At 73.9% G+C, this 12,468-nt stretch carries 12 protein-coding genes; 1 reads left to right on the top strand and 11 read right to left on the bottom strand.

The genetic code is table 11. The annotated features are described in order from the left end of the window. Nucleotides 1-6: 6 nt before the first annotated feature. The 6 genes from ACN27J_RS25105 to tsaB all read right to left on the bottom strand — a co-directional run bounded on the left by ACN27J_RS25105 (nucleotide 7) and on the right by tsaB (nucleotide 6,102). Nucleotides 7-1,785, bottom strand: coding sequence for an ABC transporter ATP-binding protein (locus ACN27J_RS25105; RefSeq protein WP_421369988.1), 1,779 nt, complete (start codon nucleotides 1,783-1,785; stop codon nucleotides 7-9). Next, entirely contained in the window at nucleotides 1,782-3,509 is a 1,728-nt protein-coding gene (locus tag ACN27J_RS25100; protein WP_421369986.1) for an ABC transporter ATP-binding protein, read from the bottom strand. Before ACN27J_RS25100 ends, ACN27J_RS25105 begins: the two co-directional genes overlap by 4 nt. Before the next feature lie 74 nt (nucleotides 3,510-3,583). Further along, complete coding sequence (locus tag ACN27J_RS25095; RefSeq protein ID WP_278174751.1) at nucleotides 3,584-3,838, bottom strand: hypothetical protein; 255 nt, start codon at nucleotides 3,836-3,838, stop codon at nucleotides 3,584-3,586. A gap of 11 nt (nucleotides 3,839-3,849) precedes the next feature. Beyond that, the gene (tsaD, locus tag ACN27J_RS25090; RefSeq protein WP_421369984.1) at nucleotides 3,850-4,896 is read right to left on the bottom strand and encodes a tRNA (adenosine(37)-N6)-threonylcarbamoyltransferase complex transferase subunit TsaD; all 1,047 of its coding nucleotides are present in this window, start codon (nucleotides 4,894-4,896) and stop codon (nucleotides 3,850-3,852) included. Beyond that, nucleotides 4,889-5,341 carry a ribosomal protein S18-alanine N-acetyltransferase gene (gene rimI / locus ACN27J_RS25085; protein WP_421372450.1) on the bottom strand — a complete coding sequence of 151 codons (453 nt, stop codon included), beginning with the start codon at nucleotides 5,339-5,341 and terminating at the stop codon, nucleotides 4,889-4,891. Before rimI ends, tsaD begins: the two co-directional genes overlap by 8 nt. A 17-nt stretch (nucleotides 5,342-5,358) precedes the next feature. Then, nucleotides 5,359-6,102: a tRNA (adenosine(37)-N6)-threonylcarbamoyltransferase complex dimerization subunit type 1 TsaB gene (tsaB, locus tag ACN27J_RS25080; RefSeq protein WP_421369982.1), complete on the bottom strand. Its 744-nt coding sequence runs from the start codon at nucleotides 6,100-6,102 to the stop codon at nucleotides 5,359-5,361. A gap of 355 nt (nucleotides 6,103-6,457) precedes the next feature. Between tsaB and ACN27J_RS25075 the strand changes: the two genes are divergently transcribed. Beyond that, entirely contained in the window at nucleotides 6,458-7,204 is a 747-nt protein-coding gene (locus tag ACN27J_RS25075; protein WP_421369980.1) for a helix-turn-helix domain-containing protein, read from the top strand. Here ACN27J_RS25075 and ung read toward each other — a convergent pair. From ung to ACN27J_RS25050, 5 genes are all read right to left on the bottom strand, one after another. Continuing rightward, nucleotides 7,186-7,890 carry a uracil-DNA glycosylase gene (ung, locus tag ACN27J_RS25070; RefSeq protein WP_421369978.1) on the bottom strand — a complete coding sequence of 235 codons (705 nt, stop codon included), beginning with the start codon at nucleotides 7,888-7,890 and terminating at the stop codon, nucleotides 7,186-7,188. The two genes, ACN27J_RS25075 and ung, sit on opposite strands and share 19 nt — an antisense overlap. A gap of 93 nt (nucleotides 7,891-7,983) precedes the next feature. Then, nucleotides 7,984-8,490 (bottom strand): tRNA (adenosine(37)-N6)-threonylcarbamoyltransferase complex ATPase subunit type 1 TsaE, encoded by a 507-nt coding sequence (gene tsaE, locus ACN27J_RS25065; RefSeq protein ID WP_421369976.1) that lies wholly within the window; start codon nucleotides 8,488-8,490, stop codon nucleotides 7,984-7,986. Then, nucleotides 8,487-9,575, bottom strand: a complete 1,089-nt coding sequence (locus tag ACN27J_RS25060) for an alpha/beta fold hydrolase (protein ID WP_421369974.1) — start codon at nucleotides 9,573-9,575, stop codon at nucleotides 8,487-8,489. Before ACN27J_RS25060 ends, tsaE begins: the two co-directional genes overlap by 4 nt. After that, nucleotides 9,572-10,690, bottom strand: a complete 1,119-nt coding sequence (gene alr, locus ACN27J_RS25055) for an alanine racemase (RefSeq protein ID WP_421369972.1) — start codon at nucleotides 10,688-10,690, stop codon at nucleotides 9,572-9,574. The genes ACN27J_RS25060 and alr overlap by 4 nt, the downstream gene beginning before the upstream one ends. Before the next feature lie 101 nt (nucleotides 10,691-10,791). Beyond that, nucleotides 10,792-12,327, bottom strand: coding sequence for an NAD(P)H-hydrate dehydratase (locus ACN27J_RS25050; protein ID WP_421369971.1), 1,536 nt, complete (start codon nucleotides 12,325-12,327; stop codon nucleotides 10,792-10,794). Nucleotides 12,328-12,468 lie beyond the last annotated feature (141 nt).

Here is a 12,468-nt window from a genome sequence, read left to right as displayed (position 1 = left end):
CCCCGGTCAGCCGACCGCCTGCGCCGACCCGACGCCCTGCCAGGTGCGCCACAGTACGGCGTACGGGCCGTCGGCGGCGACCAGCTCGTCGTGCGAGCCGAACTCGGTGATCAGCCCGTCCTCGACCACGGCGATCCGGTCGGCGTCGTGTGCCGAGTACAGCCGGTGCGCGATCGCGATCACCGTACGCCCGTGCAGCACCGCAGCGAGCGACCGCTCCGTGCGCCGGGCGGTACGCGGGTCGATCAGCGACGTCGCCTCGTCCAGCACCAGGGTCTGCGGATCGGCCAGCACCAGCCGGGCCAGGGCGAGCTGCTGGGCCTGGTCCGGACCGACCGGATGGCCGCCGGCACCGACCACCGTGGCCGCCCCGTCCGGCAGGGCGGAGACCCAGTCCAGTGCGTCGACGGCGGCCAACGCGGCGCGTACCTCGGCGTCGCTGGCGTCCGGTCGGACCAGCGCGACATTGTCGCGCACCGTACCGATGAAGACGTGATGCTCCTGGGTGACCAGGGCGACCCGGCCGCGCAGCTGGTCCGGGGCGAGGTCGGTCAGCGGCACGCCGCCGGCGGTGACCGAACCGGCGGTCGGCCGCAGCACCCCGGCCAGCAGCCGGCCCAGGGTGGACTTGCCGGCGCCGGACGGCCCGACGATGGCGATCCGCTCCCCCGGCTGCGGCACCAGGGTGACCCCGCGCAGCACCTCCCGCCCGTCGACGTAGCTGAAGTGGACGTCGACCGCCGCGACCGGGTCGGCGGCGCGCACGCCGTCAGGTGCCGGCGCGCGGGGCACCGCGATCGCGGGCCGGTCCGGCTGGGCGACGCCGAGCAGCCGGGCCAGCGACGCGGCACCGAGCTGCAGTTCGTCCAGCCAGTTCAGCAGCCGGTCCAGCGGGGCGGCCAGCATCTGCACGTACAGCACCGCCGCGGTGACCTGGCCGAGCGTCACCCAACCGCGCAGGTAGCACCAGCCGCCGACGGCCAGGGTCGCCGCGACCGGCACCACGTAGCTGATCTCGATCAGCGGGAACCAGACGGTACGCAGCCACAGCGTGTAACGCTCGGCCGCGTACTGCCGGGCGATGTCGGCGTCGGTACGCCGCCGCCGGTGCTCCTGCCGGCGCAGCGCCTCGACGGTCCGGGCACCGTCGACGGTCTCGCTGAGCCCGTCGGTGATCCGCGAGTACGCGGCGCTCTCGGCCAGGTAGCCGTCCGGTGCCCGGCGCAGATACCAGCGGGTGCCCGCCCACAACAGCGGCACCACGATCAGGCAGGGCACCGCCAGCACCGGGCCGACCAGCAGCAACGCCCCGAAGATGAAGGTCGCGGTGCTGATCGCGATCAGCGTCTCGGGCACCGCGAACCGCACCGACTTGGACAGCACGGCGACGTCGTGCGAGGTCCGGGTGAGCAGGTCACCGGTGCCGGCCTTCTCCACCGTCGACAGCGGGATGGACAGCACCCGGCCGATGAATTCTTCGCGCAACGCGGCCAGCACCCGCTCGCCGAGCCGGGCGGACGCGACGTGCGCGTAGCGGGCCAGCACCGCCTGTAAGACCAGGAAGCCGGCGATCGCCAGGGCGGTCCGGTCGACGGCGGCGACCGCCGCCGTCCCGGTGGTGAGCGTCTCGACCAGGCCGCCGAGCAGCCGGGGCGCGGCGAGCCCGGCGACCGCGGCACCCACGTGCAGCGCCAGGGCACCGGCCAGCATCCGTGGGTGCCGGCGGACCAGGACACGGGCGTACCGGCGGACCTCGGCCCGGTCCGCGACCGGCAACGCTGTCACGACGTCACCTCGCTCAACGCCGCCGACTCGGCGCGGGTCACCAGGGCGGCGTACCCGGGTTCGGTGCGCAGCAGATCGGCGTGACTGCCGTCGGCCACCACCCGGCCGGCGTCGACGAACACCACCCGGTCGGCGTGTTCCAGCAGCAGTGGGCTGGTGGTGCAGACGACGGTGGTCCGGCCGGTCCGGGCGGCCGGCAGTCGGGCGGCGATCCGCACCTCGGTGTGCGCGTCCACGGCGCTGGTCGGCTCGACCAGCACCAGGACCGGCGGGTCGGCGAGCAGCGCCCGGGCCAGCCGGAGCCGCTGCTGCTGGCCGCCGGAGAACTCCCGGCCACGTTCGGCGACCTCGACGTCGAGACCGTCCGGCAGCGCGTCGACGATGTCGGTGGCGCTGGCCGCGACCAGGGCCGCCCGGATCGCGTCGTCGCTGGCCCGCCCGGTGCCGTCGAGTTCGTCGCGCAGCCGGCCGGTGAACAGCCGGTCGTCGTTGTCGGCCACCAGGATCCGCTGCCGGACCGTGGCCAGGTCCAGCTCCCGCAGCGGTACGCCGGCCAGGGCGACCTCGGCGTCGCGGTAGCGCCCCAGCCGGTCGGCGAGCCCGGCGACGTCCTCCGGCGCGGTGGCCGCGATGGCGGTCAACTGGTACGGGGCCACCCGCAGGCCGGACGTGCAATCGACCAGTTCGCCGTCGCGGTCCGGCAGTCGGCGCGGCCACGCCGGGTCGGTGAACTCCGGCGTGATGGCGAGCAGGCCCGCGACCCGGCGGGCGGCGACGTGGCCACGGGTCATGGTGTGCAGGAACTCGGTCAGCGTCCGGATCGGACCGGTCAGGAACGCGGTGTACGCGTAGGCGGCGACCAGCTGCCCGACGGTCAGCTCGCCGGAGAGCGTGAGCCGCGCCCCGAGCCAGGTCACCAGCACCAGGAACATCCCGGGCAGCAGCAGCTGGCCGGCCTCCAGTACGGACTCGACCCGGGCCAGTCGGTCGCCGCGCCGCCGCAGCTCCTGCGACTGGTCCCGGTAGCGGTCGGCGAAGGCCGGTTCACCGCCGACGCCGCGCAGAATCCGCAGGCCGGTCACGATGTCGCCGGCCAGGGTCGCCAGGGTGGCCTGCTGGTCCCGGTAGGTCTGCTGGCGGCGGTGCAGCGGCCGCAGGCCGAGCCCGACGGCCGCCATCAGCACCGGCACCCCGATCACGATCACCAGCCCGAGCGGAACGGAGGTGCCGAGCAGGATCGCGGCGACCACGACGATCGCCACCACCGCACCGACCGCCCGGGCGACGACCTCCACCGCGCTGCCGAGACTGCTCATGTCGGCGGTCCCGATGCTCACCACCTCGCCGGTGGCCAGCCGTTTCGGCAGGGTGGCGCCGAGCCGGTTGGCCTGCCGTACGGTGAGCTGGACCGTGCGGTACGCGGTGGACAGCCAGTTGAACACCCCGAACCAGTGCTGGCTGATGCTGGCCGTCGCCTGGACCAGCCCCAGCCCCAGTAGCACCGCTGACCAGCCGAGCAGCGCCTGCGGATCGCGGGCGGTGAGGCCGACGTCGACGGCCTGCCCGAGAACCGCCGGCATCAACGCCTGGCTGCCCATCCAGACCACGCTGAGCACCGATCCCCAAGCCACGGACGCCCCGGCGCGTCCGGCCAGCCAGCGCAGCAGACGCAGGGCTGACCGGTGATCGGCTACGCCGGGATCGGCGACGGGCAGGGACCACATGACATCGCGACGGTACGGCTACTTTGCGTGGCCGATCCACCGATTTTCCCATTTCCGCCGGTCGGTCGGCGGCTTCAGCGGTCGACCTGGGTGAAGTCCCAGCTGTGCGGTGGACGGGTGACCAGCCGCAGCGGTGGTTCCGGCAACGACAGCGGGCTGCTGCGCCACTTCGAGATGACCACCAGCCGGTCATCGGTCGACGAGAAGACCTCACTGGCCACGTGCAGCGGGCTGTGTTCGATCTCCGGAAGCGCGGTGTCGCAGACCCAGGTGAGCAACTCGGTCAGGCGGGACGGCTCGGCCTTGGCCTCCCACATCCGCACGATCACGTCGCCGGACATTACACGCTCACCGTGGTCAACGGCAGCGCGGAGTCGGCCGGCAGGTCCAGCCGGCTGGCCGGTACCCCGGCGGCGACCAGATGCGAACCGAGCGCCGCGACCATCGCGCCGTTGTCGGTGCACAGTTTCGGCCGGGGCACCCGGACCTGGATCCCGTACCGCTCGCAGCGTTGCTCGGCCATCGCCCGCAGCCGCGAGTTGGCCGCCACCCCACCACCGATGACCAGGGTCTCGACGCCCCGGTCCCGACAGGCGTCGACCGCCTTGGCGGTCAGCACGTCACAGACCGCCTCCTGGAACGACGCGGCGACGTCCGCCACCGGCACCGGCTCACCGGCCCGTTCCCGGGCCTCGACCCAGCGGGCCACCGCGGTCTTCAGCCCGGAGAAGGAGAAGTCGAACCGGTGTGCGGCGAGGTCCTTCGGCGCGGTGAGTCCACGGGGAAACGCGATCGCCGCGGCGTCACCGTCGCGGGCCGACCGGTCGATCGGCGGCCCGCCGGGGAACGGCAGGCCGAGCAGCCGGGCCACCTTGTCGAACGCCTCGCCGGCCGCGTCGTCGATGGTGGCACCGAGCGGGGTGACCCCGGCGGTCAGGTCGTCGACCAGCAGCAGCGACGAGTGCCCACCGGAGACCAGCAGGGCGATCGCCGGCTCCGGCAGCGGACCGTGTTCCAGGGTGTCGACGGCCACGTGGGCGGCGAGGTGGTTGACGCCGTACACCGGCTTGTCGGTGGCGATCGCGTAGCCCTTGGCCGCCGCGACACCGACCAGCAGGGCACCGGCCAGACCGGGGCCGGCGGTCACCGCGATCGCGTCGATGTCGGCCAGGGTGACACCGGCGTCGTCGAGGGCCCGGCGCATCGTCGGCACGATCGCCTCCAGGTGGGCCCGGCTGGCCACCTCCGGCACCACGCCGCCGAACCGGGCGTGTTCGGCCACGCTGGAGGCCAGCGCGTCGGCGAGCAGCGTGTGCCCGCGGACGATGCCGACCCCGGTCTCGTCGCAGGAGGTCTCGATCCCGAGGACCAGAGGTTCGTCAGCCATCTCGCATCATCACCAGAGCGTCGGTGTTGCTGGGTTGGTAGTAGCCACGGCGTACGCCGACCGGTTCGAAACCGTACGCCGCGTACAGCCGCTGCGCGGCTGCGTTGTCCACCGCGACCTCCAGGAAGGTCCGGCCGGCCCCGCGCCGGGTGGCTTCGTCGAGCAGCCCGACCAGCAGGGTCCGGCCCACGCCGCGCCGTTGGCTGTCCCGGCGTACCGCGACGTTCTGCACCCACGCCTCGTCGGGTGTCGCCGGGTCGCCGGCCAGTGCCAGCCCGGCGTACCCGGCCAGCTGGTCGGTGCCGTCGACGGCGGCCAGGTAGTGGTGCCCGTTGGCCAGCTCGTTCCAGAACATCTCGGCCGACCACTGTTCGGCACCGAACAGGTCGGCTTCGATCGGCACCGCCTGTTCGATGTGCCACCAGCGGAACCGGACGATCCGCAGCTGCCCACCGACCTGGGTCACTGGAGCACCGGTTTGCGTCCGGCCGCCGCGACCGCGTCGGGCCGGCGCAGATAGCACGGGGTCAGCGGCTCGGTGGGCGCGGCGGTGCGGACCCGGTCGGCCGCCAACCGCGCCAGCGCCAGCGCGTCCGGGTAGCGGGGCTCGGGTCGCACCGGTACGCCGAGCAGTTCGGCGTAGCGCAGGGCGCCGTCGCCGACGGCCGTGGTGACGCCGAGACCCGCCAGGGCCTCGGCGACGGCGGCCGGCGCGCCGACTGCCGGGTCGGTGAGCCGCCGACCGTCGGCGGCGTACACCGCCCAGTAGATTTCCCGGCGCCGCGCGTCGGTGGCAGCCAGCACCCGGCCGGTCGCGGCGTCGCTGCCGGCGAGGTCGTCGCTTGCGAGGTCGGTGCCGGCGAGGTCGGTGCCGGCGAGGTCGGTGCCGGCGGCGTGGCCGAGCGCGTCGAGCGAGTTGACGCCGTACGTCGGGATGTCGAGGGCGTGCGCCACGCTGGCGGCGGTGACCAAGCCGACCCGCAGTCCGGTGAACGGCCCGGGGCCGAGCCCGGCCACCACTGCGGTCAGGTCCGCCGCCGTCGCACCGGACTCGGCCAGGCAGGCCGCGATCTGCGGGGAGAGCAGCTCGCCGTGCGCCCGCGCATCGACCGTACGTCGGCTCGCCAGCAGACGTACGTCATCGGTGATCTCGGCCAGCGCGGCGGTCACTGCGGGAGTCGACGAATCCAGCACCAGTACCAGCACGGTATGCACCCTAACCGGACACCGGGGCCGGCTCCTGGCTGCCCTCGGCGCGCCCGTGGCCGGGTCACCCCACACCCCCCGCGACCCCGCGACCCCGCGTCCCGTATGTCGCGCGTGTCCCGCGTATCGCCCGCCACTCATACTCTCCGGACCTGATGCCACACGTGCATCTTGATGCCACAGATGCATCAAGCCTGGAGAGAGACCATGTCCCCCGCGCCGAACCTGGCCCGGTCCGAGTCCGGTCCGAGTCCGGCCGCCCGGGAGTCCAACCAGCCGGTCACGCGCCGCCGGTCGGGAACCGGACATCCGTCGAGGATGGACATCATCGGTACCGGACAGGGACCATCAGCGAATGGAATCGTCGACCCGGCTCGGCGGGGAGGTCGGCCGGCTGCTGCGGCAGGAACGCGAACTCCGCCGGCTGACCCAGCGGGATCTGGCCACGGCCACCGGAATCGCGCAAACCACCGTGGCCCGGGTCGAGTCCGGTCACCGGGGCGCGGCGTTACCACTGGTCGAGCGGTTGTTCGCGGCGCTGGGCCGGCAGCTCGTGGTCGGAGTCGAGGACCTCGACGAGGACGTGGACCGGCAGATAGCGCAACTCGCCGACCGCGGGATCGATGACCGGCTCCTGGACACCGACGTCGAGCGGTTCCGCCGCCACGTCGACGGAATCAGCTACGTATTCGACGGTCCGACCGCCGCACTGCTGCAGGGCGCACCGGTGCCGGCACCCGGAGTGCACGTGGCCCTGCTCTGGTCCGAGGCGGACACCATCAGCGAATGGCTGACCGGCCGGTACGCGAGCCGGTGGATGGACCGTTGGCAGGAGTACCGGCACATTCCGGTCGATCCGCGCGAGCCGTATCCACACCGGTGGCAGACGATAGCCGGGGAGATCCACGCCCGGATGTGCGACGAACTCCCCGAGTCGATCGACGTACGGCACGGCGAGCGGCACTACCCGGTGGTGCCGCTGGCCGAGCTGGCGATCGCCGATCCGGGCGTCGCCCGGCTACTGGACCGGCACCGGGCGGGCCGCAGCGGTCAGCCGGTCGCCGGGGAGCGGCGGTTGACCGGTCAGCCGGCCACCGGCTGATCGGCACCACCGGTCCGGCTCCAGTCGATGCCGGGCAGGCCGGCATCGGCCAGCGCCTTGTCGGTGGCGCTGAACGGCCGGCTGCCGAGAAAGCCCCGCGGGTTCATCGGGCTGGGGTGGCCGGCCTCCAGCACGACGTGCCCCGGGTTGGTGATCAGCCCGCGCTTCTTGCGGGCGTAGCCGCCCCACAGCAGGAAGACGACCCGCTGGTCGCGGGCGTCGAGCGCGGCGATCGTGGCGTCGGTGAACTCCTCCCAGCCCTTGCCGGCGTGTGAGCCGGGCCGGCCCTGCCGCACGGTGAGCACCGCGTTGAGCAGCAGCACGCCCTGGGCCGCCCAGCCGGTCAGGTCACCACTGCGCGGCATCGGCACCCCGACATCGGTGCCCAGCTCCTTGAAGACGTTGCGCAGCGACGGCGGCACCGGCACCCCGTCGCGGACGCTGAAGCTCAGCCCGTGGGCCTGCCCGGCCCGGTGGTACGGGTCCTGGCCGAGGATCAGCACCCGGCACTGCTCCGGCGGGCACAGCCGGTACGCGGTGAACAGGTCCTCCACCGGCGGGTACACCGTCTGGTCGGCGTACTCGTCGGCGACGTACCGGCCGAGCGCGGCGGTGCCGGCCGGGTCCAGGTGCGGGGTGAGCGCGGTGGCCCAGGCAGAAGGCAGCATGGCCAGCAGATCGAGCATCTCGGGAGCCTTTCGTCACGCCTCGGTGGTGGCCGCCGCCCCTCCTCATGGATAGCTGCGCGCCGTCCGGCACTCTACGGGTGGCCTACGACATCACCGTCCAGCATGGCCGGCCGGCTGGTCCAGTGCGGCGAGCCGGCCCGACCAGCCGAGGCCCCGCCCGGTCACCTCGGCGGTCCGGGAGTCGTCCTCGGCCCGGTGCATGCGGATCAGCAGGTGCGCCTCGGCGAGCTGCTCGACCATCCCCTCGCCCCACTCGACGACGGTGACCGCCCGGTCCATGTCGGCGTCCAGGTCGAGGTCGTCGATCTCGGCCCGCGGGTCGGGCGCGTCGCCGAGCCGGTACGCATCGGCGTGCACCAGGGTGAGCGTGCCGCCCCGGGCCGGATCCGGCTGGTGCACCCGGGCGATGACGAAGGTCGGCGAGGTGACGTCGCCGCGTACCCCGAGGCCGTCGCCGATCCCCTGCACCAGGGCGGTCTTGCCGGCACCGAGCGGACCGGTCAGCACCACCAGGTCACCCTGGCGCAGCAGCCGGCCGAGGCGGCGGCCGAGGTCGTGGGTGTCGGCCAGTTCGGGTAGCGGAATCCGGACGGTCATCGGGCAATTTTCGCAAGGAACGCGAACAGCGCCGCGTTGACCCGGTCGGCGTGTTCCAGCATCACCACGTGCCCACCGTCGGGGATCCTCACGTAGTCGGCGTCGGGCAGCCGACGCAGGATCTCCTCCGAGTGGGTCACCGGGGTGATCATGTCCTTGTCGCCGACGATGACCAGGGTGGGGCTGCTCTCCAGGACCGCGAGCGCCGGGTACCGGGAGTGGGTCAGCAGGGTCCGCACGTACCGGGTGACGGTCTCCGCCGAGGTCCGCGAGTTCATCCGCTCCACGTAGCTGACCAGCGCCGGGCTGGGCCGGGCGGTGCCGAAGCCGTACTGGCGGGTCAGCAGCCAGGCGAGGTCGGCGGTGGCCACCCGCAGCCGGTCGATCACTGGACCGGTCAGCCGGGTGGCGTTGTTGACCAGCATCAGCAGCGGCGAGCCGGCCCGGCTGAGGATCGCCGGCAGACCGAGCCGGGCCTCGTCGACCAGACTGCCCGAGGTCGCCATCAGTACGGTGCCGACCACCCGGTCGCGGAACAGCTCCGGATGCCGTTGCGCCAGGGCCATGATGGTCATACCGCCCATCGAATGTCCGACCAGGATCAATGGGCCGTCACCGGCGGCCTGCTCGATGACCGCCCGCAGCGTCTCACCGAGCGCGTCGATCTCGTAGTCGCCGGACTCCAGCCGGCCGGAGCGGCCGTGGCCGGGCTGGTCGTAGCAGACCAACCGGTACTCTCCCCGCCGGGTCAGCTCCCGGCGCTGGAAGTGGAAGGTCCCCATGTCCAGGCAGTAGCCGTGCACGAAGACGATGGTCGGCCGCAGCGGTGCCGCGTCGTCCGGCTCGACGATCTCCACGTAGACGTCGGTGCCGTCGGCGGCGGTGACCACCCGGGTCTCGTCGTAGGGCAGCTCGCCGAAGGGTTCGTCGGCGTACCGGTCCGCCACCTCCCGCTTGAGTCGGCGCACCAGGGCGCGTTCGACGGTGACCGTCGCGGTCACCCCGGCAGCCGCGACGCCGATGGCCGCGCCGACGATGCCGGCGGTCCGGGCCACCTTCTGCGCACCGGCCCGCTGCCCGCTCATGGCCGGATGTCCTGGTAGATCCGGGGCACCCGGGGACTACCGAACCGGGTGACGATCTCGTAGTTGATGGTGCCGACCGCGTCGGCCCAGTCGTCGGCGGTCGGGCCGCCGTCGCGTCCGTCACCGAACAATGTGGCCACCTCCCCAGCGTTGATCTCGTCGTCGCCGCAGTCGAGCACGATCTGGTCCATGCACACCCGCCCGGCGATCCGGCGCGTCCGGCCGCCGAGGCGCACCGGCCCGGTGTTGGACGCGTGCCGGGGCACGCCGTCGGCGTAGCCGAGCGGCACCACGGCCAGGGTGCTCTCCCGTTCGGTGTGGTAGGTGTGCCCGTAGGAGACGCCCTGCCCGGCGGGGACCCGTTTGACCAGCATCACCCGGGCACGGACGGTCATCGCCGGTCGCAGACCGAAGGTCTCGCCCGGCACCGGGGACAGCCCGTAGCAGGCGATACCGGGCCGGACCAGGTCGAAGTGGGTGTCCGGCCGGGTCAGGGTGGCCGCCGAATTGGCCAGGTGCCGGTAGCGGGGTCGCAGCCCGTACCGGCTGGCCACGGCGAGCCCGTCGTGGTACGCCGCCAACTGCCGGTCGATGGTGGCGTGGCCGGGCGCGTCGGCGAAGACGAAGTGGCTCCACACCCCGACCACCTCGACGGTGCCGTCGGACTGTGCCTTGGCGGCCGCCTCGACCAGCTCTGGCCAGTCGTCGCCGGTGGCCCCACCCCGGGACAAGCCAGTGTCGATCTTGAGATGCAACCGGGCCGGCCGGCCGGCGAGTCGGGCCGCGGCGACGGCCTCGGACAGCAGGGCGCGGCTGCCGACGCCGAGGTCGACGTCGGCGGCGACCGCGTCGTGCAGGGGCAGTCCGGGGCTGAGCAGCCAGGCCAGCACCGGCCCGGTCAGTCCGGCACCGCGCAGCTCCAGCGCCTCACCGAGGGTGCAGACGCCCAGCCAGTCCGCTCCGGCGTCGAGGGCGGCCCGGGCCGCCGGCACCATGCCGTGGCCGTACCCGTCGCCCTTCACCACCGCCATCAGCTCGGCGCTGGTGCCGGCCCGCAGCCGGGCCACGTTCTCCCGGATCGCGTCCAGGTCGACCCGCACCTCTGCCTGCCACATGAGGCCAGCCTACTGACCGGTCACCTGATCGGGCAGGTTCCCAGCCGGTCAGGTCGGCGGCCGGCCGGGTCAGATCATCGTCACCCGTCGGAAGGTCACCGTCACCCACCGGTCAGGTCGGCCACCACCGGGCGCAGCGCGGCGGCCACCTCGACTGCGGTGACCGGCCCGCTCCGGGCGGCGGCCCGGCCGGCCAGGCCGTGCACGTACGCGGCGGCCAACGCCGCCCGCTGCGGGTCCAGCCCGGCGGCGAGCAGCGAGCCGAGCAGGCCGGCCAGCACGTCGCCGGTGCCGCCGGTGGCCAGCGCCGGGGTGCCGGTGGCGTTCACGTACGCCCGTCCGTCCGGGGCGGCGACCACCGTACGGTCGCCTTTGAGCAGGACGGTCGCCCGCATCCAGGCGGCCAGCCGCAGCGCGGCCCCGACCCGGTCGTCGCCGGGTGGCTGGCCGGCGAGCCGGGCGAACTCCCGGTCGTGCGGGGTGATCACGGTGGGTGCCTGCCGGCCGCGTAGCTGCTCCGCCCAGCTGCCGTCGACCAGCATGGTCAACGCGTCGGCGTCCAGCACCACCGGCACCGGCGCGGCCAGCACCGACCGCAGCTCGGTCACGGCGTGTTCCCCGCCGCCCAGCCCGGAGCCGCACACCCAGGCCTGCACCCGGCCGGCGTCGGCGACCCGACCGGTGGCGATCACCGAGGGGTACCGGTCCAGCACCTGGGCGGCGGCGCTGCCGGCGTACCGGACCAGGCCGGTCGGCCCGGCGACCGCCCCGCCGACGGAGAGCACCGCCGCGCCCGGGTAGGTCGCCGATCCGGTCGCCACCCCGACGACTCCCCGGGTGTACTTCTCGGCGGCCGGGGCCAGCGTCGGCCACCAGGCTGACACGTCGTCGCGACCGGGCACCTCGAACGCGGGTGTGCCGCGCAGCCACGGTCGCAGGCCGATGTCGACCAGGTCCACGTGGCCGGCGCGGACGGCGGCCGGTCCGACCATCAGGGCCGGCTTCAGGCAGCCGAAGGTGACGGTGACGTCGGCTCGTACGGTGTCCGTCCCGGCCGCGGCGGGCCCGGCTCCGGCAAGGCCGGCTCCGGCCGACGGCACCGCAGCACCGTCGGGCACCCCGCCGGTGTCGACCGCCACGCCGCTGGGCACGTCCACCGCGACCATGACCGGCCGACCGCCGCGTGCCGAGGTGAGCTCGCCGACCCGGGCGAGCGCACCGGCGGCCGGCTCCCGCAGCCCGCCGGTGCCCCCGATGCCGACGATCCCGTCCAGGATCAGGTCCGCGTGCCGGCCGGCGCCGTCGGCGGTCCGGCCGTCGATGGTACGGCCGCCGGCGGCCCGCAGCGCGGCGAGCCCGCCGCAGTGGACCCGGTCCGGTCGCAGCAGCCAGGCGGTGACCCGGGCACCCCGGCGGGCCAGCCGGGCTCCGGCGTACAGCGTGTCACCGCCGTTGTCGCCCGAGCCGACCAGCAGCAGCACCTCGGCACCGTAGACCCCGCCGCGCTCGGCGAGCAGGGTGGCGCACCTGCGGGCCAGGCCGGCGGCGGCCCGGTGCATCAATGTCCCCGGTGGAACGGTCGCCATCAGCGCCTGCTCGGCGCTGCGGACGTCGGACACCCGCCACACCTGGATCATTCGCGTACCTCCACCGCGCCGCTTCGTCGCTCACCGCCCACGGTCACCCTACCGGCGGCGGGGACCGGCGGGACGGTAACCGCTGCGCCGATTGTCCACAGGGTCCCCCGCCACGCCGCCGGTTCCGGCTAGCGTCTGCCC

The organism is Solwaraspora sp. WMMB762 (assembly GCF_049179115.1).
In the GTDB taxonomy this organism is placed as follows: Bacteria; Actinomycetota; Actinomycetes; order Mycobacteriales; family Micromonosporaceae; genus Micromonospora_E.
This window is presented reverse-complemented; position numbering and strand designations above follow the sequence as displayed.